This window comes from Bradyrhizobium canariense (assembly GCF_018130465.1).
In the GTDB taxonomy this organism is placed as follows: Bacteria; Pseudomonadota; Alphaproteobacteria; order Rhizobiales; family Xanthobacteraceae; genus Bradyrhizobium; species Bradyrhizobium canariense_C.
The window spans coordinates 185,493-211,824 of sequence record NZ_JAFCKJ010000008.1; the positions used below are offsets into that span (position 1 = coordinate 185,493).

General features: G+C 64.5%; 23 protein-coding genes and 3 tRNA genes. 13 read left to right on the forward strand and 13 right to left on the reverse strand.

From position 1 onward, the window contains the following. The first annotated feature begins 9 nt into the window (after nt 1–9). Together JQ591_RS21935 and JQ591_RS21940 are read left to right on the forward strand one after the other, a co-directional pair. Nucleotides 10–306: a type II toxin-antitoxin system RelE/ParE family toxin gene (locus JQ591_RS21935; RefSeq protein ID WP_211398059.1), complete on the forward strand. Its 297-nt coding sequence runs from the start codon at nt 10–12 to the stop codon at nt 304–306. A gap of 1 nt (nt 307) precedes the next feature. After that, nucleotides 308–595 (forward strand): addiction module antidote protein, encoded by a 288-nt coding sequence (locus JQ591_RS21940; protein ID WP_211398060.1) that lies wholly within the window; start codon nt 308–310, stop codon nt 593–595. Nucleotides 596–602: 7 nt separating this feature from the next. On the opposite strand, the gene JQ591_RS21945 is transcribed toward JQ591_RS21940, so the two are convergent. Further along, nucleotides 603–1,919, reverse strand: coding sequence for a multicopper oxidase family protein (locus JQ591_RS21945; RefSeq protein WP_211398061.1), 1,317 nt, complete (start codon nt 1,917–1,919; stop codon nt 603–605). Between the two features lie 153 nt (nt 1,920–2,072). On the opposite strand from JQ591_RS21945, the gene JQ591_RS21950 reads away from it, so the two are divergent. From JQ591_RS21950 to JQ591_RS21975, 6 genes are all read left to right on the forward strand, one after another. Next, nucleotides 2,073–2,157 (forward strand) — tRNA-Leu (locus tag JQ591_RS21950). 173 nt (nt 2,158–2,330) lie between these two features. Then, nucleotides 2,331–3,692: a trigger factor gene (gene tig / locus JQ591_RS21955; protein ID WP_211398062.1), complete on the forward strand. Its 1,362-nt coding sequence runs from the start codon at nt 2,331–2,333 to the stop codon at nt 3,690–3,692. A 306-nt stretch (nt 3,693–3,998) separates the two neighbouring features. Then, nucleotides 3,999–4,634: an ATP-dependent Clp protease proteolytic subunit gene (locus JQ591_RS21960; protein ID WP_211398063.1), complete on the forward strand. Its 636-nt coding sequence runs from the start codon at nt 3,999–4,001 to the stop codon at nt 4,632–4,634. A gap of 442 nt (nt 4,635–5,076) precedes the next feature. After that, a complete protein-coding gene (gene clpX / locus JQ591_RS21965; RefSeq protein WP_007603503.1) occupies nt 5,077–6,348 on the forward strand; it encodes an ATP-dependent Clp protease ATP-binding subunit ClpX in 1,272 nt (423 codons plus the stop codon). A 323-nt stretch (nt 6,349–6,671) separates the two neighbouring features. Further along, entirely contained in the window at nt 6,672–9,095 is a 2,424-nt protein-coding gene (lon, locus tag JQ591_RS21970; RefSeq protein ID WP_211398064.1) for an endopeptidase La, read from the forward strand. A 73-nt stretch (nt 9,096–9,168) separates the two neighbouring features. Then, on the forward strand, nt 9,169–9,573 hold the full coding sequence (locus JQ591_RS21975) for a GFA family protein (RefSeq protein WP_211398065.1): 405 nt from the start codon (nt 9,169–9,171) through the stop codon (nt 9,571–9,573). A 91-nt stretch (nt 9,574–9,664) separates the two neighbouring features. Here the strand turns inward: JQ591_RS21975 and JQ591_RS21980 are convergent. Next, nucleotides 9,665–9,741: transfer RNA gene (locus tag JQ591_RS21980), tRNA-Val, on the reverse strand. A gap of 132 nt (nt 9,742–9,873) precedes the next feature. On the opposite strand from JQ591_RS21980, the gene JQ591_RS21985 reads away from it, so the two are divergent. Further along, the gene (locus tag JQ591_RS21985; protein WP_211398066.1) at nt 9,874–10,734 is read left to right on the forward strand and encodes a class I SAM-dependent methyltransferase; all 861 of its coding nucleotides are present in this window, start codon (nt 9,874–9,876) and stop codon (nt 10,732–10,734) included. 211 nt (nt 10,735–10,945) lie between these two features. On the opposite strand, the gene JQ591_RS21990 is transcribed toward JQ591_RS21985, so the two are convergent. From JQ591_RS21990 to JQ591_RS22015, 6 genes are all read right to left on the reverse strand, one after another. Continuing rightward, nucleotides 10,946–11,914, reverse strand: a complete 969-nt coding sequence (locus JQ591_RS21990; RefSeq protein WP_211398067.1) for a cation diffusion facilitator family transporter — start codon at nt 11,912–11,914, stop codon at nt 10,946–10,948. 2 nt (nt 11,915–11,916) lie between these two features. Further along, nucleotides 11,917–15,126 carry a divalent metal ion exporter subunit IhpC gene (gene ihpC / locus JQ591_RS21995; protein ID WP_211398068.1) on the reverse strand — a complete coding sequence of 1,070 codons (3,210 nt, stop codon included), beginning with the start codon at nt 15,124–15,126 and terminating at the stop codon, nt 11,917–11,919. Continuing rightward, a complete protein-coding gene (gene ihpB / locus JQ591_RS22000; protein ID WP_211398069.1) occupies nt 15,119–16,096 on the reverse strand; it encodes a divalent metal ion exporter adaptor subunit IhpB in 978 nt (325 codons plus the stop codon). Before ihpB ends, ihpC begins: the two co-directional genes overlap by 8 nt. Then, nucleotides 16,093–17,367 carry a divalent metal ion exporter subunit IhpA gene (gene ihpA / locus JQ591_RS22005; protein WP_211398070.1) on the reverse strand — a complete coding sequence of 425 codons (1,275 nt, stop codon included), beginning with the start codon at nt 17,365–17,367 and terminating at the stop codon, nt 16,093–16,095. Before ihpA ends, ihpB begins: the two co-directional genes overlap by 4 nt. Before the next feature lie 57 nt (nt 17,368–17,424). Then, nucleotides 17,425–17,787, reverse strand: coding sequence for a hypothetical protein (locus tag JQ591_RS22010; RefSeq protein WP_211398071.1), 363 nt, complete (start codon nt 17,785–17,787; stop codon nt 17,425–17,427). A gap of 140 nt (nt 17,788–17,927) precedes the next feature. Next, the gene (locus tag JQ591_RS22015) at nt 17,928–18,140 is read right to left on the reverse strand and encodes a hypothetical protein (RefSeq protein ID WP_249137455.1); all 213 of its coding nucleotides are present in this window, start codon (nt 18,138–18,140) and stop codon (nt 17,928–17,930) included. A 354-nt stretch (nt 18,141–18,494) separates the two neighbouring features. Here JQ591_RS22015 and JQ591_RS22020 point away from each other — a divergent pair, with 354 nt between their 5' ends. Beyond that, the gene (locus tag JQ591_RS22020; protein WP_211398072.1) at nt 18,495–19,388 is read left to right on the forward strand and encodes a hypothetical protein; all 894 of its coding nucleotides are present in this window, start codon (nt 18,495–18,497) and stop codon (nt 19,386–19,388) included. 52 nt (nt 19,389–19,440) lie between these two features. Here JQ591_RS22020 and pepT read toward each other — a convergent pair whose 3' ends face one another. Both pepT and JQ591_RS22030 read right to left on the reverse strand, forming a co-directional pair. Further along, nucleotides 19,441–20,691, reverse strand: a complete 1,251-nt coding sequence (gene pepT / locus JQ591_RS22025; RefSeq protein ID WP_211398073.1) for a peptidase T — start codon at nt 20,689–20,691, stop codon at nt 19,441–19,443. Nucleotides 20,692–20,793: 102 nt separating this feature from the next. Beyond that, entirely contained in the window at nt 20,794–21,123 is a 330-nt protein-coding gene (locus JQ591_RS22030; protein WP_211398074.1) for an HU family DNA-binding protein, read from the reverse strand. 236 nt (nt 21,124–21,359) lie between these two features. On the opposite strand from JQ591_RS22030, the gene JQ591_RS22035 reads away from it, so the two are divergent. After that, a tRNA-Asp gene (locus JQ591_RS22035) sits at nt 21,360–21,436 on the forward strand. 191 nt (nt 21,437–21,627) lie between these two features. After that, entirely contained in the window at nt 21,628–22,461 is an 834-nt protein-coding gene (locus JQ591_RS22040) for an FkbM family methyltransferase (RefSeq protein ID WP_211398075.1), read from the forward strand. Nucleotides 22,462–22,630: 169 nt separating this feature from the next. Here the strand turns inward: JQ591_RS22040 and JQ591_RS22045 are convergent, their stop codons facing one another. The 3 genes from JQ591_RS22045 to JQ591_RS22055 form a co-directional block, all read right to left on the reverse strand. After that, nucleotides 22,631–22,834 (reverse strand): hypothetical protein, encoded by a 204-nt coding sequence (locus JQ591_RS22045; RefSeq protein ID WP_211398076.1) that lies wholly within the window; start codon nt 22,832–22,834, stop codon nt 22,631–22,633. A gap of 143 nt (nt 22,835–22,977) precedes the next feature. After that, entirely contained in the window at nt 22,978–24,273 is a 1,296-nt protein-coding gene (locus JQ591_RS22050) for a spinster family MFS transporter (protein ID WP_211398077.1), read from the reverse strand. A 61-nt stretch (nt 24,274–24,334) separates the two neighbouring features. Then, on the reverse strand, nt 24,335–25,525 hold the full coding sequence (locus tag JQ591_RS22055; RefSeq protein WP_211398078.1) for an aromatic ring-hydroxylating dioxygenase subunit alpha: 1,191 nt from the start codon (nt 25,523–25,525) through the stop codon (nt 24,335–24,337). 244 nt (nt 25,526–25,769) lie between these two features. Between JQ591_RS22055 and JQ591_RS22060 the strand changes: the two genes are divergently transcribed. Beyond that, entirely contained in the window at nt 25,770–26,285 is a 516-nt protein-coding gene (locus JQ591_RS22060; RefSeq protein WP_211398079.1) for a MarR family winged helix-turn-helix transcriptional regulator, read from the forward strand. Nucleotides 26,286–26,332 lie beyond the last annotated feature (47 nt).

Below are 26,332 nucleotides of genomic sequence, written 5' to 3' on the forward strand. Positions count from 1 at the left end.
AAACTACATGTGATTGAACTCAGGCAGACTGAGACGTTTCGAAAGTGGCGATTGCGTCTCAGGGATGAGCGCGCCAGAGCGCTGATTGCTTCGCGCTTGGATCGGCTCGCGCAGGGACATGCTGGCGATGCTGAGCCCGTGGGCGACGGGATCAGTGAACTGCGTATCCATTACGGCCCCGGCTATCGCGTCTATTTTCAGAAGCGGGGCAACACAATCATCGTTCTGCTTTGTGGCGGCGACAAGCGCACGCAGGCGAAAGACATCAAGACGGCAAAGCGATTTGCCGAGACCTGGAGTGGATGAGATGGGCGAGAAGCTGTCGACCTATGATCCGGCTGAAGATCTTCAGTCCGATGAGGCCATGGCCGTGTTCATGGAAGAAGCTTTCAAGACCGAGGATGCGGCTTATATCGCGCATGCCCTTGGTGTTGTCGCCCGGGCCAAGGGAATGACGCAGATTGCCAAGGACACAGGCCTTTCTCGCGAGCAGCTCTATCGCTCGTTCAGCACGAACGGCAATCCGACGCTCAAGACAACAATCGCGGTGATGAAGGCACTTGGGATCGAGCTCACGGCCAAGCCGCATACCTAGCCGGCCCTCACTCCACCCAATACCAGCGCACCAGCCGCGGCGCGGCCCAATCGGTTAGAACGGATTCGATCAGCCATCGGCCGGGGCCACTGGCCTCGAAGGCGATGCGCTGGGTCTGGCCGGGCTCGATCGCGAGCGTGTCGAGCCAATAGGGCTTCCAGCCGTCGTCGAGCTTGTCCAGCAGGCGGAAATGGTGGCCGTGGAGATGGAAGACGGTGGTGACGGCTGCGGGGTTCTTGAGGGCCAGCACGGCGGTGCGGCCGGCCTTGGCGCGGAAGGCGGGGGCGGAGGACGTCGAGAAATTTGCCGGCCGTATCCACCCGGCGTCGGGTGCCCCGAGCGCGACATCGAATCGCAGGGCGCTTCTCAGATCGAGCCGGTCGGGCAGCTCATTCGGAGGGAGCGGCTGTGGCGGCAACAGCGGCGCGCGCCGCTCCAGCTTGCCTGAGACCGTCAGGCGGCCGACCTGGTGCGCCTCCTTGCCGTCGTGCAGCAGGAATGGGGCCGATGTGGCCGTATCCACAAAGGCGTCGGCGCGTGCGCCGGGGGCCAGCACCAGGGCACCGTTGCGGGCTGGGAACGGCTCAGCCGGCTGTCCGTCCAGGGCCACCATCTGGATCTCGTGGCTTTCCAATTTGATCGCCAGAACAGAACGTTGGGAGCCGTTGATAAAGCGCAGCCGCAGCCGCTCATTGGCCGAAGCTGAGAGTTCGAATGAAGTCCTGCCGTTGATCGTATAGAGCGCGGATGTGTCCTTCGGGTTCCGGCCCGGGGGAAGCGCGGTCCCATCCGGCCGCAACCGCCATTCCTCGATCAAGAGGACCACGTCACGATCGACGGCGACCGGGTTGGTCTCGGCGGCGATGATCGGAAGCGGGCGCGCGGGTTGCTTCAGGCCGTCCTCGAAGAGCCGGAAGTCGGCCAGCAGGGTTCCGGCGTTTGGCACTGAAATAATTGATGTTTCCGTCGCGGCCGGTGCCGTCGGGGCGCGTCCCCGAAGCGGGTCGGCCGCGGCCGGGCCATTGAGGCCGTACCAGACTGGTGCAAGCGGGACAGGCAGGTCGTTGCGGAAGACGACCTCGCAGCGGTCGCCCCGTTTGAGACGGACATCCCCTAGGTGGCTGACGGCGGCCAGCTCCCAGACGGGTGTAGGCGGCTGATCCGGCCGCAGAGCCAGCGTCGCCGGCCTTGCCTGAAGCGCAAGCTGGGCGGTCACGAGCGGGACCGCGCCGCCCGCAATCAGCCCGGCCGCAGAGGCTCCAACGCCGAGTCCAATCCCGGCCAAAACCTCGCGCCTCGTCGGGTCGAAGATCCGCGTTTTCATGGGCCGATCCGGACCACGCCGTGCTGGATAAGTCCAGCGGTCGTGCCTAGTTGAAGGCTGCCTCTATCAGGCCATTTTTTTGCTGCGAACAGGCGGGCACATGCTATAAGCCCGCCGCCCGCGGCATCGCGGCCGGTCTTGATGCAAATTTACGCGGGCGTGGCGGAACTGGTAGACGCGCTGGATTTAGGTTCCAGTGACGAAAGTTGTGGGGGTTCGAGTCCCTCCGCCCGCACCAAGCGCTTTCAGCGTTTGCACGGATTACGCGATCTGCTCCCGCGCGGATGTTTGTCCGCCGGAAGCCGGTCCGATGAACCACCGGCGTTGAGGCGTTCGCCTCGCGCCGGATCGATTAATGACAGCGTCCCGACGCATGCGCGCCGGGACCGAACGAGAAGAAGATTGGACACCATGCAGGTCACAGAAACCCTCTCGGAAGGTTTGAAGCGCGAGTTCAAGATCAGCGTTCCCGCGTCTGATCTCGACGCCAAGGCCGGTGCCAAGCTCGTCGACCTCAAGGACAAGGTCAAAATCAACGGCTTCCGTCCCGGCAAGGTGCCGGTCACGCACCTCAAGAAGGTCTATGGCCGCTCGGTGATGGCCGAGACCATCGACCAGACCATCCGCGACACCAACACGCAGCTGTTCTCCGAGCGCGGCTTCCGCCTTGCGACCGAACCGAAGATCACCATGCCGACCGAGCAGGCCGAGGTCGAGGAGCTGCTCAACGGCAAAACCGATCTGACCTACACGGTTGCGATCGAGGTGGTGCCGTCGATCGCGCTCGCCGACTTCAAGACCTTCGAGGTCGAGAAGCCCGTCGCCGAAGTCGCCGACGCCGACGTCGACGAGGCGATCAAGCGCATCGCCGATTCGAACCGCGGCTATGCCGCGAAGGGCGAGGGCGCCAAGGCCGAGTCGGGTGATCGCGTCACCGTCGCCTTCAAGGGCACCATCAACGGCGAGGCCTTCGAAGGCGGCGCCGGCGAGGGCATCCAGGTCGTGATCGGATCCAACACCTTCATCCCCGGCTTCGAAGAGCAGCTCACCGGCATCGCCACCAACGAGACCCGCACGCTGAAGGTGGCGTTCCCCAAGAACTACATGAACGACAAGCTCGCCGGCCAGCCGGCCGAGTTCGAGACCACCGCGACGCTGATCGAGGCGCCGCAGGATCTCGCGATCGACGACGAGTTCGCCAAGACGCTCGGCCTCGAATCGCTGGACAAGCTGAAGGAAGCGGCGCGCGAGCGGCTGGTCGCCGAGTTCGCGACCGCGACGCGCCAGCGCGTCAAGCGTGCGCTGCTCGACCGCCTCGACGAGGCCCATCGCTTCGAGGCTCCGCCCTCGCTGGTCGACGAGGAGTTCAATCTGATGTGGAACTCGGTGAAGGCCGAGATGGACTCCGCCGGCAAGACCTTCGCCGACGAGGACACCACTGAAGACGCCGCCAAGGAAGAGTACCGCAAGATCGCCGACCGCCGCGTGCGGCTTGGCCTCGTGCTCTCCGAGATCGGCGAGAAGAACAAGATCTCGGTGACCGACGATGAGGTCGGTCGCGCGGTGATCGAGCGGGCGCGCTCGATGCCCGGCCGCGAGAAGGAGGTCTGGGACTATTACCGCAGCAACGCCCAAGCGTTGGCCCAGCTTCGTGCACCGATCTATGAGGACAAGGTCGTCGACTACATCCTCGAGCTCGCCAACGTGACCGAGAAGAAGGTCTCGCGCGACGACCTCTACAAGGACGACGAGGCGGAAAAGACCGCTGCCTGAGGGCTCCAGGAGCGCCTTTAGGCGAGCCTTCCATTAAGGATGATCAGCGAAGAGGTCGAGCTAGCCAGGTGGCCGGCTGGGCCTCTTTGCACGAATCAGCTTCAACTGCCTCACGGATTAAGCCTTAATTCGCTCCGCACTTGTCAGGCGCGAATTGGGCTATATCTGTCGCTACGCCTTCTGCTTCTACCAAGTTCTTCTACCAAGTTCCTGCATCACGGGACGACCATCGGCCCTCCGGCAGATCCAGCCCCGACTGGCAGCCGGGACTGGCGATGTCCGCCTCTTAAAAACCCTAGGTGACTCATGCGCGATCCGGTTGAAACCTACATGAACCTCGTGCCCATGGTGGTCGAGCAGACCAACCGTGGCGAGCGCGCCTACGACATTTTCTCGCGCCTTCTGAAAGAGCGCATCATCTTCCTGACCGGGCCGGTCGAGGACGGCATGTCGACGCTGATCGTCGCGCAGCTGTTGTTCCTTGAGGCGGAAAATCCGAAGAAGGAAATCTCGATGTACATCAACTCGCCGGGCGGCGTGGTGACGTCGGGCCTCGCGATCTACGACACCATGCAGTTCATTCGTCCGCCGGTCTCGACGCTGTGCACGGGTCAGGCCGCCTCGATGGGCTCGCTGCTGCTCTGCGCCGGCGAGAAGGACATGCGCTTCTCGCTGCCGAACGCGCGCATCATGGTGCATCAGCCCTCCGGCGGCTTCCAGGGCCAGGCCACCGACATCATGCTGCACGCCCAGGAAATCCTGAACTTGAAGAAGCGGCTCAACGAGATCTACGTGAAGCACACCGGCCAGACCTACAAGGCGATCGAGGACGCGCTGGAACGCGACAAGTTCCTGACCGCGAGCGACGCCAAGGAGTTCGGCCTGGTCGACAAGGTCATCGACAAGCGCGCCGAGGAAACCGCGTCGGCGAAGACCCCGTAGCACTACTGTGCCGGCGATCCCGCTGGGATCGCTGGTACCATCAGGGTGGCGTTCACGTTAAGGACACGTGCGCGCGTCGCAAAACCCAGTTTTGCGCCCTGCGGCAGGCAGAAAGTTCCGCTTTCGTGCTTGTTTTTCGTGGCAATCCAGCAACGCCGGGGTGATTTCGATCACTTCGCCCGTGCCAAGACCGGAAATCACGGTATTGTCACGGGTAGCCGGCGATCCCCGATTAGCGAATTCTTGATAGTCGGGTGACAGCATGGTTCGCTACGACTGATCGGCTATGATCGCGGAGAATCGAGTGACCGTGATTCGCACGGGATGTAACGCGTAGGGTCTTTTTTGGTACGGAATTTGCTCTATTTGAAGGACTGTACCGGCTGTCGTGCCGGAATAGGGCGATCGAGCGGACGGGATCGAACCGCGGACGGAGACATGAATGAGTAAGGTCGGCACGAGCGACTCCAAGAACACGCTGTATTGCTCGTTCTGCGGCAAGAGCCAGCACGAAGTTCGCAAACTGATCGCGGGTCCCACGGTCTTCATTTGCGACGAGTGCGTCGAGCTCTGCATGGACATCATTCGCGAGGAGAACAAATCCTCGCTGGTGAAGTCGCGCGACGGGATTCCGACGCCGAAGGAAATCTGCAAGGTGCTGGACGATTACGTGATCGGCCAGAACCATGCGAAGAAGGTCCTGTCGGTCGCGGTGCACAATCACTACAAGCGCCTCAACCACCAGACCAAGCACAACGACGTCGAGCTTGCGAAGTCGAACATCCTGCTGATCGGTCCGACCGGCTCGGGCAAGACGCTGCTCGCGCAGACGCTCGCCCGCATCCTGGACGTGCCGTTCACGATGGCGGATGCGACGACGCTGACCGAAGCCGGCTATGTCGGCGAGGACGTCGAGAACATCATCCTGAAGCTGCTCCAGGCCGCCGACTACAACGTCGAGCGTGCCCAGCGCGGAATCGTTTATATCGACGAAATCGACAAGATCAGCCGCAAGTCCGACAATCCCTCGATCACGCGCGACGTGTCGGGTGAGGGCGTGCAGCAGGCGCTGCTGAAGATCATGGAAGGCACGGTGGCTTCGGTCCCGCCGCAGGGCGGCCGCAAGCATCCGCAGCAAGAATTCCTGCAGGTGGACACCACCAACATCCTGTTCATCTGCGGTGGTGCGTTCTCGGGCCTCGAGAAGATCATTTCGGCACGCGGACGTTCGACCTCGATTGGTTTCGCCGCTCAGGTGCTGGCGCCGGAAGACCGCCGCACCGGCGAAATCTTCCGTCACGTCGAGCCGGAGGATCTCCTGAAGTACGGCCTGATCCCGGAATTCGTCGGCCGTCTGCCCGTCGTGGCGACGCTGGAGGATTTGGACGAGGCTTCGCTCAAGAAGATCCTGGTCGAGCCGAAGAACGCGCTGGTGAAGCAGTACCAGCGGCTGTTCGAGATGGAGAACATCGAGCTGACCTTCGCCGACGAGGCACTTGGCGCGGTTGCCCGTAGGGCGATCGAGCGCAAGACCGGTGCGCGCGGACTGCGCTCGATCCTTGAGGCGATCCTCCTCGAGACCATGTTCGACCTGCCGGGCCTCGAAGGTGTGGAAGAAGTCGTGATTTCCCGCGAAGTCGTGGAAGGCACGGCGCGTCCGCTCTACATCTACGCCGATCGGTCCGATCGCGCCGTCGAGAACGCCAGCGCCTGATTTGCGGCGCTGGAACGCTCCAATCGTCTCCTCAAGTGAGGGCTGCGGAAAATATCTCCGCAGCCGGTGTTGCGTCGCTTATTTGCGTGCGTAAGCGCCTGATGGCGCGCGTCTTTCAATGACTTGACACCCCCCGGGTCGATAGCCACCTAATGTCGGCGGCGAGCGAGAATTCTCTTCAAGATTCGCCTCAGTTCCGATCTGGCAAGCCGGTCCAACTTGAAAAGGACCGACCGGTTCTGCGGATCACCTCGGCACCTTGTGGCGGTTGCGCATGAGCATGGCGGGCTGCGTGCAAGGGGGCAAAGCAAAAGGAAAAGGCCATGACCAATCCAAAACCCAGGCCAACCATCGTCCATGGCGAAACGCACGCCTATCCCGTGCTGCCCCTGCGCGACATCGTCGTCTTCCCGCACATGATCGTTCCGCTCTTCGTCGGCCGCGAGAAGTCGATCCGCGCGCTCGAAGAGGTGATGAAGAACGACGCGCTGATCATGCTCGCGACCCAGAAGAACGCGTCCGACGATGATCCGGCACCCGATTCCATTTACGAGACCGGTACGCTTGCCAGCGTGCTCCAGCTCTTGAAGCTTCCGGACGGCACCGTGAAGGTGCTGGTCGAAGGGCTCGAGCGTGCGCGCGTGCAGAAGTACACCGATCGCGCCGACTATTACGAAGCGACCGCGATTGCGCTCGCCGACACCGATGCGAAGTCGGTCGAGGCCGAGGCCATGGCGCGCTCGGTCGTGTCCGACTTCGAGAGCTATGTGAAGCTCAACAAGAAGATCTCGGCCGAGGTCGTCGGCGTCGTGCAGGCGATCACCGATTTCGCCAAGCTCGCCGACACCGTCGCCTCGCATCTCGCCGTCAAGATCGCGGATCGCCAGGGCATCCTGGAGACGCTGTCGGTCACGCAGCGCCTGGAGAAGGTGCTGGGCCTGATGGAGAGCGAGATCTCGGTGCTCCAGGTCGAGAAGCGCATCCGCTCGCGCGTCAAGCGCCAGATGGAGAAGACCCAGCGCGAGTACTATCTCAACGAGCAGATGAAGGCGATCCAGAAGGAGCTCGGCGACGACGACGGTCGTGACGAACTCGCCGATCTCGAAGAGAAGATCTCCAAGACCAAGCTCTCCAAGGAAGCGCGCGAGAAGGCGCAGCATGAATTGAAGAAGCTGCGCCAGATGTCGCCGATGTCCGCGGAAGCGACCGTCGTGCGCAACTACCTGGATTGGCTGCTGTCGATTCCGTGGAACAAGAAGTCCAAGGTGAAGAAGGATCTGGAAGCCGCGCAGGCGGTTCTGGATGCCGATCACTACGGGCTGGAGAAGGTCAAGGACCGCATCGTCGAGTATCTCGCCGTGCAGTCGCGCGCCAACAAGCTGACGGGCCCGATCCTGTGCCTCGTCGGCCCCCCCGGTGTCGGCAAGACCTCGCTCGGCAAGTCGATCGCGAAGGCGACGGGGCGCGAATTCGTGCGCGTCTCGCTCGGCGGCGTGCGCGACGAGGCCGAGATCCGCGGTCACCGCCGCACCTATATCGGCTCGATGCCCGGCAAGATCATCCAGTCGATGCGGAAGGCGAAGTCGTCCAATCCGCTGTTCCTGCTGGACGAGATCGACAAGATGGGCGCCGACTTCCGCGGCGATCCGTCCTCGGCGCTGCTCGAGGTCCTCGACCCCGAGCAGAACGCGACCTTCAACGACCACTATCTCGAGGTCGACTACGATCTCTCCAACGTGATGTTCATCACGACCGCGAATACGCTCAATATTCCGGGACCGCTGATGGACCGCATGGAGATCATCCGGATCGCGGGCTACACCGAGAACGAGAAGGTCGAGATCGCGCGCAAGCACTTGATCCCGACCGCGGTGTCCAAGCACGGCCTGGACTCCAAGGAGTTCTCGATCGACGACGACGCGCTGCTGCTTCTGATCCGCCGCTACACCCGCGAAGCGGGCGTGCGTAACCTGGAGCGTGAGCTCTCCACACTCGCCCGCAAGGCGGTGAAGGAGCTGATGATCTCCAAGAAGAAGTCGGTCAAGATCACCGAGAAGACTCTCGAAGAGCTTCTGGGCGTGCCGAAGTACCGCTACGGCGAGATCGAGAGCGAGCCGCAGGTCGGCATCGTCACTGGACTTGCCTGGACCGATGTCGGCGGCGAGCTGCTGACCATCGAAGGCGTCATGATGCCCGGCAAGGGCAAGATGACGGTCACGGGCAATCTGCGCGACGTGATGAAGGAGTCGATTTCGGCGGCGGCGTCCTACGTCCGCTCGCGCGCGATCGTCTACGGCATCGAGCCGCCGCTGTTCGACCGCCGCGACATCCACGTGCACGTGCCGGAAGGTGCGACGCCGAAGGACGGTCCGTCGGCGGGCGTGGCGATGGCCACCGCGATCATCTCGGTCATGACCGGCATCCCGGTCCGCCACGATGTCGCGATGACCGGCGAGATCACGCTGCGCGGCCGCGTGCTGCCGATCGGCGGCCTGAAGGAGAAGCTGCTGGCTGCTGCCCGCGGCGGCATCAAGACGGTGCTGATCCCCGAAGACAACGCCAAGGATCTCACGGAGATTTCCGATGCGATCAAGGGCGGCATGGAGATCATCCCGGTCTCGCGCCTCGACGACGTCGTCGCCAGGGCGCTGGTGAAGAAGCCGGTGCCGATCGTCTGGGAAGAGGACACCAAGGTGACGGTGAAGCCGGACGGCGACGAAGCCGCCGGCGGCCTGACCGCTCACTGAGATCGCAGCTCGAAAAAGATGATAAAACGGCGCCTTCGGGCGCCGTTTTTGTTTGGGGCAGCGGATGACGACAATGCACATCGACGGGCAATGCCATTGCGGCCAGATCACCTTTGAAGCCGAGGTCGACCCGGAGACGGTCTCGGTCTGCCACTGCACCGATTGCCAGACGCTGACCGGCTCGCCGTTCCGGGTGACGGCCGTCTGTTCCGGCACCCATGTCCGTCTGACCGGCGGCACACCAAAAATCTACGGCAAGCGCGGCGACAACGGCCGGATGCGCTTCCAGCACTTCTGTGCCGACTGCGGTTCCCCGCTGTTCACGAGCGGCGAGGGCGACCAGGCCGACGATTGGGGCATCCGCTGGGGCAGCATCCGCCAGCGCGACAAATTGCGCCCGGTCAGGCAGATCTGGTGTCAGTCGGCAGCGGTGTGGATCGACGCGGTGCCACTGTTGCCGGGGCGGCCGGGAGATTAGGCTGGCTTGCCAAGCCGAAGCTCGCGGGGAACAGCCCGCCTTCGCCAAGTGGCTTCGGCGTGGCAGCCTGCTTCGCTACGCGAGCGCAGGCTGGTGGGCGGTCACGGATTCGAACCGCGGACCCTCTCGGTGTAAACGAGATGCTCTAACCAGCTGAGCTAACCGCCCCACGGCGCCTCTTTAGCCCTCCAGCGGGGGCCGGAGCAAGGGGGCCGGTGGCATGGTAAGTCAGGCTCATTGTGACCGCTTGAGCGGCTCTCGACGTGATATCACCGCCCGTCAAAGCGATCGAGGACCCCGATGCAAGAACCCAGCGGACACGCAGAGAACGCCGACCAGATCGCCTATTGGAACGGACCCAGCGGGCAACGCTGGGCCGATCGCCATGCGGCGCAGGAGAGCCTGCTGGGACCCATCGCCGAGGTGCTGATCGACCGCGCCAGGCCGAGGCCGGGCGAGCGCGTCCTGGACGTCGGCTGCGGCTCCGGCGCGACGACGTTCGCGTTCGCGAAAGCGGTGGCCCCGAATGGCTTTGCGCTCGGCCTCGACGTCTCCGATCCGATGCTGTCGCAGGCGCGTGCGTTTGCGCCAAAGGGGCTGCCGCTCGATTTCGTGCTGGCGGATGCGACGGTGCATCCGTTCGAGCCGGCGAGTTTTGACCTGCTGGCCTCGCGGTTCGGTGTGATGTTCTTCGCTGACCCGATCGCGTCTTTCACCAACCTCCGCCGCGCGCTGAAGCCGACCGGGCGGCTGGCGTTTGCCTGCTGGCGCGAGCCGAAGGAAAATCCCTGGATGATGGCGCCGTTGATGGCGGTCTACAAACACGTCCCCAAGATGCCGCCGGTCGGGCCGGAAGAGCCGGGCCCGTTTGCCTTTGCATCAGAGGAGCGCGTGACGCGCATCCTGAAGGGGGCCGGCTTCGTCGACGTCGCGATGGAGCCGCACAATCTCGCGATGGATGTTGCGATCGGTGGCGGGCTCGATGCCGCGGTCGAGGGCTCGCTCCAGATCGGCCCGGCCAGCCGTGCGCTGCAGGGCCATCCGCCGGAGACGTATGCTGCCGCAAAAGCCTCGATCCGCGAGATGCTCGCGCCGTTCCTGAAGGGGCAGTCGGTCGCGCTGCAGGGCGCGATCTGGATCGTGACCGCGAAGGCGGCGTAGGCGTCGCTGTTCAAGCATCGCCGTTAATACTCGGTGTCGTCCCGGCGAAGGCCGGGACCCATAACCACAGGGAGCAGTTGTGGCGCGAAGCTGACAACTCCGAGTCTCAGCCAAACTTCTCCCTGTGGTTATGGGTCCCGGATCTGCGCGCGCTTGAGGCGCGCTTGTCCGGGACGACATCGGAGATTGGGGCGACGGCGCAAATGCGCCCTCACACCACATCATCCGGCGCCAGTGCGCAGCCGTTGTCCCGATGCGTCTCGATCTGAAGCGTGGTGTGACCGATGCGGAAGGAGGTCTTCAGCATCTGCGCGGTTTCCATCAGAAATGCGTCGCCGGCGCCGGTAGGCATGACGAGATGGCAGGTCAGCGCCGTCTCGGTGGTCGAGATCGGCCAGACGTGGAGATCGTGGATCGCGGACACGCCGGGCCGTTCCAGCAGGAGCACCCTGATCGCGGTGAGGTCGGTGCCCTTGGGCGCCGCCGCCATCGACATGTCGATGGAGCCGCGCAGCAGGCTGGTGGTGCTCCAGAGAATGGTGACGCAGATGACGAGGCTGGTGACGGGATCTAGCCAGAGCCAGCCGGTCCAGATGATCAGCGCCGCCGAGACCACGACGCCGAGCGAGACCGCGGCATCCGCGGCCATGTGCAGGTAAGCGCCCTCGATATTGATGTCGTCCTTGCGGCCGCTGGCGAACAGCAATGCCGTAAAACCGTTGATGAGGATGCCGATGCCGGCGACCACCATCACGGTGATGCCCGCGACAGGCTCCGGTTCGCGCAGGCGCAAAAATGCTTCCCAGCCGATCGCACCGGTCGCGACCAGCAGGAACACCGCGTTCGCCAGCGCCGCCAGGATGGTGGAGGCGCGGAAACCATAGGTGAAGCGGCCGCTCGGCGCGCGCCGCGCTGCGATCGAGGCGCCCCAGGCAACGACCAGGCCGAGCACGTCGGAGAGGTTGTGGCCGGCGTCCGCGAGCAGGGCGGTGGAGTTGCCGATATAGCCATAGACCGCCTCGGCCACGACCAGCACGGTGTTGAGCGTGATGCCGATCGCGAACGCCTTGCCGAAACTGGCGGGCGCATGGGCATGCGCGTGGCCCCCCCCGTGCTCGTGGTCATGACCGTGGCCGGCATGGCCCTGGTGGTGATGATCGTGATGGTCGTGCCCGCCCAAATCTATCGCTCCCCGGACGCCGCCAAATCAGGCGCCATTGTAGGCGTTTCGTTTGCCACGTCACGGCGGAACAGCACGTAGAGCGCCGGCAGCACCAGCAGCGTCAGGATGGTCGAGGAGATGATGCCGCCGATCACCACGGTTGCGAGCGGCCGCTGCACTTCGGCGCCGGCGCCGGTGGCGAGCGCCATCGGCACGAAGCCGAGCGACGCCACCAGCGCGGTCATCAGCACCGGCCGCAGGCGTGTCAGCGCGCCCTCGCGCACCGCATCCGAGACGGGGTGCCCTTCGCTGCGCAGCCGCTCGATGAAGGCGATGATGACGAGCCCGTTGAGCACGGCCACGCCCGACAGCGCGATGAAGCCGACGCCGGCGCTGATGGACAGGGGAATGCCGCGCAGCAGCAGCGCCGCGACGCCGCCGGTCAATGCCAGCGGCACGCCGGAGAACACCAGCGCCGCATCCGCCGCCGATCCCATGCCCATGAACAGCAGCAGGAACACCAGCAGCAGCGCCACCGGCACCACGATCGTCAGCCGCTTGGTCGCGGAGACCAGCTGTTCGAACTGGCCGCCCCAGCCGATCCAGTAGCCCGGCGGCAGCTTGACCTTCTCGGCCACCGCCTCCTGGGCCTCGGCGACGAAGGAGCGCAGGTCGCGCCCGCGAACGTTGGCCATGACCACTACGCGGCGCTTGCCGTTCTCGCGGCTGATCTGGTTGGGGCCGGGCGCGATCTCGATCGTTGCGACAGAGGACAGGGGGACGTACCGCAACGGCGCGTTTGCGCCCGGCCAGGCGGTTTTCGTGACGGCCGCCACATCCTCACCCGGCGGCAGCGGGATCGGCAGCGACTTGATCGTGTCGGGGTTGGCCCGCAGGTTTTCCGGCAGCCGCACCACGATGTCGAAGCGGCGATCGCCCTCGAACAACTTGCCCACTGGCTTGCCGCCGATCGCGATCTCGACCAGGTTCTGCACCTCGCTGATGCTGAGGCCGTAGCGCGACAGCGCCTGGCGATCGAGCTTGACGGTGAGGATCGGCAGGCCCGCGACCTGCTCGGTCTTGACGTCGGCGGCGCCCTCGATGGCGCGGACCACGCCGTTGACCTGCTGGGCAATGCCGGCGAGCACGTCGAGATCGTCGCCGAAGATCTTCACGCCGACGTCGCTGCGAATGCCGGCGATCAGCTCGTTGAAGCGCATCTGAATCGGCTGGGTCATGCCATAGGCGGTGCCGGGCAGGGTGTTGGCGGCGCGTTCGATCTCCTCGATCACCTCATTCTTCGGCTTGGCGGGATCGGGCCATTCGTCGCGCGGCTTCAGCGTGACGTAGGTGTCGGCGACGTTCGGCGGCATCGGATCATTGGCAATCTCGGCGGTGCCGATCTTGGAAAAGATGGTCGCGACCTCCGGAACCTGGTTGACCGCCTTCTCCAGCCGCAGCTGCATGTCGACGCTCTGGGTCAGGCTGGTGCCGGGAATCCGGATGGTCTCGATGGTGATGTCGCCTTCATCCAGGCTCGGGATGAACTCGCCGCCCATGCGCGTCGCGGCGAAGATGCTGCCGGCGACGATCAGCACGGCACCGAACGCGACGCTGCCGCGGTAGCGGATGGCGCGCTCGAGCAGCGGCACATAGAACCGCCTGGCCGCCCGCATGAACACGTTCTCTTTCTCCGAGACTTTGCCGGTGACAAAGATCGCCACCGCAGCCGGAACGAAGGTGATCGACAACAGCGCCGCTCCCGCGAGCGCCATCAGCACGGTCAGCGCCATCGGTGTGAACATCTTGCCCTCGGTCCCCGTCAGGGTCAGGACCGGCAAATAGACCACGGCGATGATGAGCGTGCCGAACAGGCTCGGCTTGATGACCTCGCTGCTGCCGGCGCGGATCGTCTCCATCCGCTCCTCCAGCGTCAGCAGCCGGCCGCGCCGGTGCTGCTCGGCGGCGAGCAGCCGCAGGCAGTTCTCGACGATGATGACGGCGCCGTCGACGATGATGCCGAAGTCGATCGCGCCCAGACTCATCAGATTGGCGCTGACCTTGCTCTCGACCATGCCCGTGATCGTGAACAGCATCGACAACGGGATGACGCAGGCCGTGATCAGCGCGGCGCGGATGTTGCCGAGGATCAGGAACAGCACCGCGATCACCAGCGCCGCGCCCTCAATGAGGTTCTTCTCGACGGTCTGAATGGTAGCTTCCACCAGATGCGTGCGGTCGTAGACCGCGCGCGCGATCACGCCGTCGGGCAGTGATTTCGCGATCTCCGTAAGCTTCGCCTTCACGCGTTGCGCCACGCTGCGGCTGTTCTCGCCGATCAGGAGCATGGCGGTGCCGAGCACCGTCTCCGTGCCGTTGGCCAAGGCTGCGCCTGAGCGCAGGTCCTGACCTTCCTGGACGTCGGCGACGTCGCGGATGCGCACCGGCACGCCGCCGCGCGAGCCGATCACGACGTCGCGGATCTCTCCGATATTGGCGACCTGGCCGGGTGCGCGTACCAGATATTGCTCACCGTTGCGCTCGATATAGCCGGCGCCGACGTTGGCATTGTTGGCGGCCAGCGCCGTCATGATGTCGCGGAAGCCGAGCTTGTAGGCCATCAGCCGGCCGGGGATCGGCAGCACGTGGAATTGCCGCTCATAGCCGCCGATCGAGTTGACCTCGACCACGCCGGGAATGGTGCGTAGCTGCGGCTTGATGATCCAGTCCTGGATGGTGCGCAGCTCCGTCGGTGTGAACTCGGTGCCTGCAGGCGATTTCGCGCCGGGTTTGGCCTCGACGGAGTAGACATAGATCTCGCCGAGCCCGGTCGAGATCGGACCCATCGCGACCTCGGTGCCGACAGGCAACTGGTCCTTCGCCTGCTGGATGCGCTCGTTGACGAGCTGCCGGGCGAAATAGATATCGGTGCCGTCCTGGAACACGACGGTGACCTGGCTCAGACCGTAGCGCGAGATCGAGCGGGTATAGTCGAGCTTCGGAAGACCGCCCATCGCCGTCTCGATCGGGAAGGTGATGCGCTGCTCGGATTCGAGCGGCGACAGGCCCGGCGCGCGGGTGTTGATCTGGACTTGGACGTTGGTGACGTCAGGGACGGCGTCGATCGGCAGGCGCGTGAAATTCCAGGCGCCGAAGCCGCCGGCTGCGAGCGCGAACAGCAGGACCAGCCAGCGCTGCTGCAGCGAGATCGCGATGAGACGCTCAATCATGCTCGGCCTCGCCTTTGCCCATCTCCGCCTTCACGACGAAGCTGTTTTCCGCGACGTAATGCTCGCCGGCCGATAGACCGGCCCTGATCTCGACATGGCGCGGGTCGGAGTCGCCGAGCTCCACCGGGCGTGCCTCGATCTTGTCGCCATCCTCGCGGACGAACACGATGGTTCTGTTCTCCAGCGTCTGGATCGCGCTTCGGCGCACCGCGACCGCGACGTTGCGTGCGGCGAGGATCAGCCGTGCCGTGACGAACAGGCCGGGACGCAAGCGTCCGTCCGGATTTGGCAGCACCACGCGCGCCAGTGCGGTCTGGGTCTCGCTGCTGCCGATCGGGGCCATGTAGGAGATGGTGCCCTTGATCTCGCCGCGGCCGTCGTCGGGATCAATCAGCACCTCGTCGTTGAGGCGAACGCGCCGCAGATCCTGCCGATAGATCGACAGATCGACCCAGATGGTGGAGAGGTCGGCGACGACGAAGGCCGGCTTCTGCTCGGAGGCGTATTCGCCGAGCGAGATCTGCCGCTCGATGATGGTGCCGGCGATCGGCGCCTTGAGCTCGTAGACGGTGAGGCTCTGGTTGCTCTCGATCGCGGCGAGCAGATCGTCCTTGCCGACCTTGTCGCCGATGCGCTTCTGGATCGATTTGGCAACGCCCGGAAAGCGCGGCGTCACTTGCACCACGGCTTCCTGGTTGGCGCGCAGGATGCCGTTGAAGGCGAGGGTGTCGGTCAGCGTGACGCTCGCGGCTTCCGCCAGCGTCACGCCCGCGGCTGCAAGCTTGACGTCGGAGATGCGGATGCGGTCGGCGCCGTGCTCGTCCTGCTCGACATGATCGTTCGGCTTCTCCGGCTTCTTGTCTGCGGCGTGCTCGGCATGCTCGACCCTGGCCGGGCCGAGCAGGGAATAGCCGTAAGCGCCGAGTGCGGTGGCAACGATCGCGACGAGGATGGTGGAGGACGTCTTCATCGTGCGCTCTCCCGCGCCAGCGTGAAGGGATTGCCGACGAGGCCTTCGATGGTCGCCACCCCCGCATGGAAATTCTGTAGCGCCTCCTGCTCGCGCAGCCGCGCCTGGGTGACGCTCGCCTGGGCGTCGAGCACTTCGAGCAGGCTGAAGCGGCCCTGGCCGTAGCCTTGCGCGATTGCTTCCGAGGCTTCGGTGGCCTTGGGAATGGCGCTCTCGCGCAGCACCGCGAGCTCGCGCAGCGAGCCCTGGAGCGAATCGTAGGCGCGGCCGGCGACCACGATCAGCGTGTTGCGGTTGGCCTCGCGCTCGGCCTTGGTCTTGGCGAGGCTTTCCTGCGCCGAGAGGATATTGCCCTGGTTCTGGTCGAACACGGGGATCGGCACCGAGACAGTGAGGCGCGCCGCGTCGTCATTGGTCTCGTTGAAATGGCGCCAGCCGGCGGCGATCCGCACGTCGGGATATGGCCTGAGCCGCGCCAGCAACAGCTCGGCATTGCGCTGGGCATAGATCGCGGTCCAGCGCACCAGCTGCGGGTTGGCATCGATCGCGGCGACGACCGACTGGAATGTCGGCGGCCGCCCCATGGTGTCGAGCCGTCCGGAGACCTCGCCGAATTTCGGTGCCGCGTCGCCCATCAAGACCGCGAGCTCGCGCCGGGCGCTGGCCAGCGTCGCCTTGAAGCGCTCGCGGTCGGCCTTCACCAGTGCGGACGCCACTTCCGCACGGCCGGTCTCGGCCGGCGAGGAGGCACCGGCCTCGACGCGGCGGCGCAAAAGCGGCGTCAGCCGGTCAATGGCGGTGATCTGCTCGTCGAGGATCTGGATGCGCCGCTGTGCGCCGAGCACGCTGAGGAAGGCGATTGCGGTCTCCGACAGCACCTCCAGCCTGACGGCCTTGCGCTGGATCGCGGCGACCTCGATGCCGGCGACGCCCGCGGCAATCCGCGCGTCGCGCTTGCCGAACAGCTCGAAGGCCTGGCTGATCTGGAGCGTGGTCTCGGCCGATCGCGTGCCGCGATAGATGCCGGACCCCAACGAATTGTCCTGTTCGTAGGTCAGCTCCGGATTGAGAAGCGCACCCGCCTGGATGCGCTGGCCCGTGGCGATGCCGACGTCGCGCTCCGCCGCGGTCAGCCGCGGGCTCGTGGCCAGCGCGCGCGAGAGCGCGCTCCGCATCGTCAGAGTCTGGGCGTGAGACGGCGCAAGCGCCAATCCGGCAATCAGACACGCTGCCGCGCACGCCATGCGCGCGGCCATTCCCCTGCAAAACATGAAACCGACCTGTGAAGGATGAACCTAATGGGCGCAGGGCGCGCCCGACCAATCCGTTCAGGCAATATGTTTGGGAGGCGGGGAGTCGGTCTCGGGGACAATGCCGGCGAGCCCGGGTGCGCGTTGCGGGCGCGATGCGGACACGAGCCCGATCGATACGGCCGGTGGCGCCGGCTGCGCCACCGTCACCGAGAAGCAGCCATGGCAATGATGCCCGCCGATTGCCTTGTGGTCGTTGTGATCCGCGGAGCCGTCAAGGACCACACTGATCTCCGAGCCGCCACCGGGCGTGGTGACGTCGATGTCGTGCAGGCCGTGCAGCGCTCCCGCGAGCAGATAGACAACAGCGATCAGCACAGCCAGCAGCCCGCGCCAGTTGCGCGGCCGGCAAGTTCCTGAGGGCTGGCGGTTCGCGAGCACGACGTCACTCTGGTTGCGGTCTGCGTCCGGCCTAGCATGGGGGCGTGAACAGTGTCGACCCGCAACATTGTTACGTCCCTGGTGCAATTGCCGCAGCGATGGCGGAGACGCCAGCTCTTCTCATTGGCGCGTGATCAGGCTCAGCTGAGCATCGGCTGCCGCTCCGCGTGCCAGCTCCGGAAATCGCCGGTGTCGCCGGCTTCGACCGTGATGCCGGCGCAACGGCCGGCTTCCATCGCCCGCTCCAGCCAGTTGATGGCTTCATCGATCCATTTGTCGTGCTGCTCGGGATCGGCGATCGCCTTTTCCCGGAATGCATCTGCCTGATGAAGGCACGCGGTTCTGCGATCCACGCGGCTCTCCCGATCCGGAGGTCCCGCCCCGAGCGCATCCTTGATGATCGGAGAGCCGGCGTCGTTAACATAAGACAGGGAGCGCGGCCCAAAACAGAGGCCCCAAGTCCAGTGTTGACCGGCTGGGGCCTCGTGCTCGCGAACTCCATTCTCGGGGCTCCGTGTACCCAACCCGGCTCCGGCAAGTTCGCTCCCGTCGGCAGCAAGAATTAGGAACCTTCGGCGTTCCCCCTCATTAGCGCGCAGGAGAAATTGAGGAGGACGGACTATGAACGGACTGATTTATCTCGTCGGCTTGATTGTGGTGATCATGGCGGTCTTGTCATTGTTCGGCCTGCGTTGAGAGAGCTGAAGATGACCATCGAAGCTCTCGTGCAGGAAGAAGTCATTGAAAGTGGTCTGCCGGTCGCGGAAGACCGCTGGAGCATCCAATGGAGTTCTATCGTCGCAGGCGCATTCGCCGCCGCCGCGTTGGCCTTCATCCTGGTGAGCTTTGGCGTCGCTGTCGGGCTCGGCGTCAGCTCGACGTCGCCGACATGGCGCGACGCATCAGCGGCTTTGGCGCTTCTTTCGGGTTTGTATTTGATTTTGCAGGCGGTCGCCAGTTTTGGCTTCGGCGGCTATATCGCGGGCCGTACCACGCGTCGGGCGGCCTCAGTTTCGGCCGTCAATGACGATGGCGAGCGGCGGGACGGGCTCCATGGCCTGATGTCATGGGCGCTTGCCGTGCTGATGGGAGCCGCTCTGCTGACCATCCTTGGCGCGTCTGCGATCGACCGCTCGCCGATGCGGAGCTCGGCTGGCAGTGCGAGCTCCGCCGAGCCCACGCTGAGCTATGAGCTCGACAAGCTGTTCCGCGCGCCGCGGCGGGCTCCCAACACCGACATGCGGGAAGCCCGCGCCGAAGCCGGACGCATCCTCATGACGTCATCGAGCCACAGCGGCATCAGCAGCGACGATCGAACTTATCTGGTGCAACAAGTCGCGGCGTTGACGGGAGCAGCAGCGCCCGACTCCGAGCGACGGGTCGATGCGGCGATCGCGGATTCGCGCACGGCGATCAATCGCGCGCGGCGCAATTCGATCATCGTGGCTTTTTCGGTCGCAGTCGCGACGCTGCTCGGCGCCGTTGTCGCTTGGGCTGCCGCCGTTGCCGGGGGGCGGCACCGCGACGGAGAGCCCTTGCCGAACTGGATGACGAGCTCGGATCAATTCCAGCGCAATCCCCGGGTGAGGCAGGTGCCTTAGCCGGCAAACTCGTGGCCGGGCGCAAGCCCGGCCGGTGCCTCTCCGAAAGGCGCTAGGCCTTCTCCTCCCAGATCATGGCGAGGTGGACGATCGTCTGCACCGCCTTCTCCATGTCCTGCCGGCTGACCCATTCGAGCCGGGAGTGAAATGCGTGCTCGCCGGCGAAGATGTTGGGGCAGGGCAGGCCCATGAAGGACAGGCGGGAGCCGTCGGTGCCGCCGCGGATCGCGGTGCGGATCGGGCGCAGGCCGGCGCGGCGGATCGCTTCGATGGCGTATTCGAGAATGTGCGGGTGACGATCGATCACCTGCTTCATGTTGCGGTACTGCTCGCGCACCTCGAACTTGTAGGTCGAGCGCGGAAAATCCTTCATCACATCCTTGACGATGTTCTCGAGCAGGATCTCCTTCTCCTTCAGCCCTTCCTCGGTGAAGTCGCGCACGATGAAGGAGAGCGTCGCCTGCTCCAGCGCACCCTCGATGCCGATCGGATGCAGAAAGCCCTGCTTGCCTGACGTCGTCTCGGGCGAGCAGCCTTCCCTGGGCAGGCGCTCGACGATGGCGGCGGCGATCTTGATCGCGTGCTCCATCTTGCCCTTGGCATAACCAGGATGGGCGCTGACGCCATTGATGGTGATGGTGGCGCCGTCCGCCGAGAAGGTCTCGTCCTCGACGCAGCCCGCGCTCTCGCCGTCCATGGTGTAGGCGAACTCGGCGCCCAGCTTGTTCAGGTCGACATTGTCGACGCCGCGGCCGATCTCCTCGTCCGGCGTGAACAGGATCTTGATGGTGCCGTGCTTCACGTCGGGATTGTTGATGAAGAAATGCGCGGCATCCATGATCTCGGCGACGCCGGCCTTGTTGTCGGCGCCGAGCAGCGTGGTGCCGTCGGTGGTGATGATGTCGTTGCCGATCTGGTTCTTCAGCGCCGGATGCTCGGCGAAGCGGATCACCTGGCTGGTGTCGCCTGAGAGGGTGATATCGCCGCCGCGATAGTTGTTGACCATCTTCGGCTTGACGTTCTTGCCCGAGCAGTCGGGCGAGGTGTCCATGTGCGAGCAGAAGCAGATCACCGGCACCTTCTTGGTCGTGTTCGCCGGGATCGTTCCATAGACGTAGCCGTAATCGTCGAGATGGGCGTCCTCAACGCCCATGTCCCTAAGCTCGGCGGCGAGCACGCGGCCGAGATCTTTCTGCTTCTCGGTGGACGGCGAGGCCGGGGATTCAGGATCGGACTGGGTGTCGATGGTGACGTAGCGCAGGAAGCGCTCGGTCACGGTGTGCGAAAAGGTGAGGGAGGACATTTCTGGTCAAACCGCCGGGTCAGGGGAGAGAGGCGGTATACCAGAAAAGCAGGGCGCGGTGAGGCCGGACGACGCTGATCAGGCTTAACGAAACGTGAGTGGTTAGATCGCCTCTTTCAGTTCCTTGACCGGGCGGAAGGCGACCTTCTTGCTGGCCTTGATGTGGATGGGCTCGCCGGTCGCGGGATTGCGGCCGGTGCGGGCGGCGCGCTTGCGGACCTGGAGGATGCCAAGCCCGACGATGCGGACGCGGTCGCCCTTCTTCAGGTGCTTGGTGATCAGGTCGACCATGTCGGTCAGAACCGCTTCGGCGCGCTTTTTCGACAGATCCTGGCTCTCGGCGATGTCGGCGGCGAGGTGCTTGAGCGTGATGGTGGCAGGAGCGGCTGCCTTCTTCGCCGGATCCTTCTTCGCCGAATCCTTTTTCGCCATGTCTGGCCTCCTCGATTCTTGCCGGTGGTCGGGGAGACGGCCCCTGAACCCAGCAAGTTCCCGGAGGCGTAGACGATTCGGGACTGGACTGACTACGTCGGGCGGCGCGGCCGGGGGTCACATTCGTGCGCGCCCTCGACGGAAATCCGATCGTTGCGGCTGTGGACGCAACATCCTTGACTTCAACAGGTCCGGCCTTTAAGTCCCCCCTCGTTCCGCAGACATTTGCGTGTCACGCGGGAGTAGCTCAGTTGGTTAGAGCGCCGGCCTGTCACGCCGGAGGTCGCGGGTTCGAGCCCCGTCTCTCGCGCCATTTTTGGCAATCCTTTCAGACCCTTACCTGAAAATTCTTAACTTGCTTCGATCCCCGGGTCCCGCCCGACCCAATTCCCGCATGCTTTTTGGTCTTCGACCTGCGCACCTCGCCCGCGCGACAGCCGCTCGAGTTGATCGCGCCGTTGATCACATGGTACCGCTCAATCCGGGATTGTTCGGATCGATTTCATGCAGGCAGCCGATTTCAGCGCGACGTTGCAAAATTTGTTCGCGAAGGGCGTGCGCTACGGGACCGTCATCGATCTGGGCTGCGCCGATGGGCACTTCGTGCTCAACCATCTGTCGTGCCTCGAAGGTGCGGTGCCACTGAACGTCGACGCCAATCGGATCTATGAGGACTCCCTCAAGGCGATCAAGGAGGCGCTTGGCGGGCACTATCGCATTTGCGCGATCACCGACCACGAGGGCGAGATCGAGATCACCGAGTCGGTGCATCCTTACTGGTCATCGCTGCGCCCCGCAGGCGACGTCTACTGGTCGCGGGTCAACGACCTGATCACCAGCAAGGTGAAGGTGCCGGCGACAACGCTTGATGCGCTGGTCAAGGAGTTGTCGCTCAAGCCGCCGTTCCTGCTCAAGCTCGATGTGCAGGGCGCGGAAGAGGCCGCGCTGACGGGCGCACGCTACGTGCTCGAGAATTGCAGCGTGGTCGTCTGCGAGACCGACGTTGACGACTTCCAGGACATCAACGCGATGCTGGTCGATGCGGGTTTTTTTCTCTACGACCTGACGACGCTGCAGCGCCTGCGCGACGGAACGCTCGGCTGGTTCTACCCGGTCTATGTCAGCGGCAAGCTCGCCCATCTCAAGCCGCAGGCGTTCTGGGATGCCGGCGACAATGCTGCTGTGATCGGCGTGCAGGAGACGCGCCGCAAGATGATCCTTGAGCAGAACAAGAAGGCCCTCAACCGGCTGCGTTATGGGCAGAGCAATGTCGGCCGCAATGATCCCTGTCCCTGCGGTTCGGGCGAGAAATTCAAGCACTGTTGCGGCAGCTATTGACCCGATTCATGTTGGCGCGCGCGATGTACCGATCTCTTTCGGGGAGAGAACGTCGAATTGCTGCCCTTTGCGCCTGCCGGGCGATTGATAGGACGTCCTTACCCGTCGCCTGAATCAAAAAGGCCGCCCGAAGGCGGCCGTTTGGTGTCAAACCGGACCTTTTTCGTCCTCAGCGGATCTCTGACGTCCCGGCGCTGGTCACCACGACCGGCTTGCCGGCCTTGATCACGTGCGCGGACTGGGCGGTCTGGCTGTAATCGGCATTGCTGCGGGCTGCGATTCCGAAGGCGGCCACCGTGATGCCGGCCACCAGCGCCACCACAACGATCTTCAGGTGGGTCGCACGATCAGCAGAGTGGATTGAGTGGTTCATCTGAGCCTCCCGACGGGCTTTGCCGCCGTCTATGGCTCTTGTTGTAAGGACCGTCTGTTTCCGGATGGTTTCGCGGGTTCCGCAAAATGGTTTCATCTCCCCGACCGGCGGGTTTCGCCGGGCGGAGGCGTCCCGAGCCGGCCTCAGGCTGCGGCCCGGCCGATATCTGCCCGGATCGACCGGGCCGCCCAGACGAACAGGAGCGCCCCCAGCGTGGTCGTGACCGCCGCCGAGAGCAGGGAATAGCGCACGGCGTCGGCGCCGTAAGCGCCCTTCAGGGCATCGTTGACCACGCCCACGGCGAGCGGGCCAACGCCCTGGCCGAAGCAGGTCGCGGTGAGCGCGATGAGGGCGGAGGCGAGCGCCCGCATGCTCGGCTTTGCCACGGTCTGCGCGATCGCGAAGATCGGCCCGAGATGGAAGCCGACTAGAAACGAGGTCAACGCCAGCATGGCCACCATCATCTTGAAGTCCTGCGTCAGCATGCACAGCGCGAACACCGGGCCGGCGAGCCCTGAGGTGATCGCAGGCGCCCACAGCTTCCAGCGGTCGTCGCGGCGGCTGATCTGCGCCACCACGAAGCCGCCGAGCAGGGTGCCGGCCATGCCGGCGAGCCCCTTGAACGTGCCGGCATAGGTGCCGATCTCGGCGCTCGACAGATGGTGCACCCGGGCCAGGAACGGCGGGATCCAGGCCGCGGTCGCGTAGTTCGTGTAGGTGGTGAGGCAGAAGCCGATCAGCACGATGAGGAAGCTTTGCTGCGAGGCCAGGAAGCGCAGGGTCGGCCCGAGCGGCTCAGGCACGAAACTCTCCTGCATGGCGCCGCGCTTCGGCTCGGAGATCGTCAGCCACAGGATCAATGCGAGCAGGATGCCGGGCAGGCCCGCGACGTAGAACGCCATCCGCCAGCCATAGTGCTGGTTGACGTAGCCGCCGACGAAATAGCCGAGGAAGACGCCGAGATAGGTGCCGACGGCGTAGATGCCGAGCGCGCGCGGACGCTCGTTCTTGGCGAAGAGGTCGGCGACGATCGATTGCGAGGCGGGAGACCCCGCGGATTCGCCGATGCCGACGCCGATCCTCGCCAGCGCCAGCGAGGCGACGCTCGAAGCGGCGCCGCACAACGCCGTCATCGCGCTCCAGAACGCAAAGGCGACGGCGACGATGTTGCGTCGGTTGAGCCGGTCGGCGACGCGCGCGATGGGAATGCCGAGCAGGGAATAGAACAGGGCGAAGCCGAAGCCCGCGAGCAAGCCCATCATGGTGTCGCTGAGCTGGAACTCCTTCTTGATCGGCTCGATCAGCACGTTGAAGATCGTGCGGTCGAGGAAGTTCAGCGCGTAGATGATTGTGAGCAGGCCCAGCACGTAATAGCGCCGCGCCGAGGGCTTTGCCGTGGCGGCCGTTTGCACCGACATTTGTGACGTCACATCGACCATCGCTTCCCCCAATTAGTCTTTGTTATCGTTGTCGGTCCAGCTTTGATTGGAGCTGGCTGCTTCACGCGTCGCGGATGTAGTTCCCCGCTTCGAATTCGACTGGCGGTGCGCTTGCGTCAAAGCAGATGCCAATGGGGTCGCGATCTGCGTCCATCGCTTCGATCTGCTCGCTTAGCATGCGCCTGATCAACAGGATGCCGCGGTCGCTCTGGCCGAAATGCTCCTCGGAATGGACGGTCTGCGGGCCCTGGCCGACCTGAGCCTCGTAATCGCCGGGGAATTGCTGGTGCTCGGCCTCGGTCATGTCCCACCAGAATTTTCCGTTGAATTTGGAGCGCATGCGGCCGATGTCGCCAGCGTTCTTGACGCGGCCTGCGACGTAGATGCGGAACGAGGTGTCGTCGATCGGCAGCGTCCAGCCGATCGACTCGACGCGGGCGAATTGCGCCACGCGCGGGTTTGGCACGACGCGCAAGGTGGGGAGCGCCGCCTCGGTGACGCGGTAAAACACCTTGCCGTCATCCTGCTTGCGGATCGAGCGCACGGCGATCCCGCGCGGCGTCTTGTCGAACGTCACCTCCGGCATCGAAGCCATCATGTCGGTGAATTGCGGACCCGAGAACGAGCCGTGCAGCACCGGCACATGGTAGGGATCGACCACGTTCTCGAAATGCTGGAGCCAGTTGCAGGGGATGATCGCGGGACCACCGCCACCGATCGAGGAATCGTCCGCCTCGACGAACTCGCCGTCGTCCATGGTCTCCAGGCATTCATAGGCCGGCAGCACCGGGCGTTTCTCGGCCGGACCCATATAGGCGAAGATCAGTCCGTAGCGTTCCTCGACCGGATACCAGGGCTGGCGCACCTTGTCCTTGAACTGGGCGCCGTTGGGCTCGCAGGGCTGCTCCAGGCAGTGACCTTCGGTGTCGAACTTCCAGCCGTGATAGCAGCAGCGGATGCCGTCCTCCTCGACCTTGCCATAATAGAGCGTGGTGCCGCGGTGGCAGCAGCGGGCGTGCAGCAGGCCGGCGCGGCCTTGCTTGTCGCGGAACAGCACCAGATCCTCGCCCAGCGCGCGAACCTTCTTCGGGGTGTCGGTGGCGTCGCTGGTGAGCCCGACCGGATGCCAGTAGCGGCGGAGCAGTTCGCCCATCGGCGTGCCGCGCACGACCGAGGTGAGCTCGGCGCGCGCGTGCGCCGGCTTCATCGCATAGGCCGTTCCGAGATCGCGATCCCGCTGGGTGATGGTCATGCTGATCCTCCCGCTGTCGGCCATGCTGGCCGGGCCCTTTTTTGATGCCTTTGGACGCAGTGAAGGGTAGATCGATGACAATGTCAACGATATTTCGAATGCGTCTTAGTCGCATTTGACGGGGCGGGCCAGCGGAGGTCGCCTTGGTCTTGGCAAGGCCCCGCCTAGGCTTGGGAGGCCCGCCTGGGCTTGGCAGGCCCCGCCTGGGCTTGGCAGGCCCCGGCTTTCTTGGCAGAGGTGGATCATGAGCCAGACCGAGAGCAGGGGCGGGTCGATGTCGCCCGAAGCGGACGAAAGCGAGCCACCGGCGCCGATCACCGCGATGCTGTCGTCACGGCTGATGGTACTGGCCAATTTGCTCAAGCGCGGCGCCATCCTGCGCTACAAGCGCCTCGCCGGCTTGTCATCGGTCGAGTTCGGCCTTGTCGCCTCGCTCGGCCGGCGGCCGCCGATGAGTGTGGCCCGGCTGGCCGAAGCCGTCGGCCAGGACAAGGGCCAGATCAGCCGCGCGCTTGCGGAACTCGTCTCGCGCAAGTTGATCGCGAAATCGGCGAACCCGAAAGACAGCCGCGAGGTGCTGGTGTCGCTGACCGCAACGGGCCTTGCTGCACATGATGCGATCGTCGCCGGTGCGCAGGAGCGCAATCGGCGTTTGCGCGAACATCTGAGTGAGGCCGAGTTCGAGATGCTGCTGCAGCAGGTCGATCAGTTGACGGCGATCGCCGCCGAGATGCTCGAAGCCGAAAAAGTCTCACGCTGACGTGCCGGCAATCCCTGGAAATGTTGGATCGTTTCTAAGAGCCGCTC

Coding starts and splice junctions, on each gene's coding strand:
- JQ591_RS21985 (WP_211398066.1), top strand. CDS start 9,874: ATGCAAGAACCCAGCGGACACGCAGAGAACGCCGACCAGATCGCCTAT.
- ihpB (WP_211398069.1), bottom strand. CDS start 16,096: ATGAAGACGTCCTCCACCATCCTCGTCGCGATCGTTGCCACCGCACTC.
- JQ591_RS21975 (WP_211398065.1), top strand. CDS start 9,169: ATGCACATCGACGGGCAATGCCATTGCGGCCAGATCACCTTTGAAGCC.
- JQ591_RS22030 (WP_211398074.1), bottom strand. CDS start 21,123: ATGGCGAAAAAGGATTCGGCGAAGAAGGATCCGGCGAAGAAGGCAGCC.
- JQ591_RS22040 (WP_211398075.1), top strand. CDS start 21,628: ATGCAGGCAGCCGATTTCAGCGCGACGTTGCAAAATTTGTTCGCGAAG.
- JQ591_RS21945 (WP_211398061.1), bottom strand. CDS start 1,919: ATGAAAACGCGGATCTTCGACCCGACGAGGCGCGAGGTTTTGGCCGGG.
- lon (WP_211398064.1), top strand. CDS start 6,672: ATGACCAATCCAAAACCCAGGCCAACCATCGTCCATGGCGAAACGCAC.
- JQ591_RS22045 (WP_211398076.1), bottom strand. CDS start 22,834: ATGAACCACTCAATCCACTCTGCTGATCGTGCGACCCACCTGAAGATC.
- JQ591_RS22050 (WP_211398077.1), bottom strand. CDS start 24,273: ATGGTCGATGTGACGTCACAAATGTCGGTGCAAACGGCCGCCACGGCA.
- JQ591_RS22060 (WP_211398079.1), top strand. CDS start 25,770: ATGAGCCAGACCGAGAGCAGGGGCGGGTCGATGTCGCCCGAAGCGGAC.
- JQ591_RS22020 (WP_211398072.1), top strand. CDS start 18,495: ATGACCATCGAAGCTCTCGTGCAGGAAGAAGTCATTGAAAGTGGTCTG.
- JQ591_RS22055 (WP_211398078.1), bottom strand. CDS start 25,525: ATGACCATCACCCAGCGGGATCGCGATCTCGGAACGGCCTATGCGATG.
- clpX (WP_007603503.1), top strand. CDS start 5,077: ATGAGTAAGGTCGGCACGAGCGACTCCAAGAACACGCTGTATTGCTCG.
- ihpC (WP_211398068.1), bottom strand. CDS start 15,126: ATGATTGAGCGTCTCATCGCGATCTCGCTGCAGCAGCGCTGGCTGGTC.
- ihpA (WP_211398070.1), bottom strand. CDS start 17,367: ATGTTTTGCAGGGGAATGGCCGCGCGCATGGCGTGCGCGGCAGCGTGT.
- tig (WP_211398062.1), top strand. CDS start 2,331: ATGCAGGTCACAGAAACCCTCTCGGAAGGTTTGAAGCGCGAGTTCAAG.
- JQ591_RS21940 (WP_211398060.1), top strand. CDS start 308: ATGGGCGAGAAGCTGTCGACCTATGATCCGGCTGAAGATCTTCAGTCC.
- JQ591_RS21960 (WP_211398063.1), top strand. CDS start 3,999: ATGCGCGATCCGGTTGAAACCTACATGAACCTCGTGCCCATGGTGGTC.
- pepT (WP_211398073.1), bottom strand. CDS start 20,691: ATGTCCTCCCTCACCTTTTCGCACACCGTGACCGAGCGCTTCCTGCGC.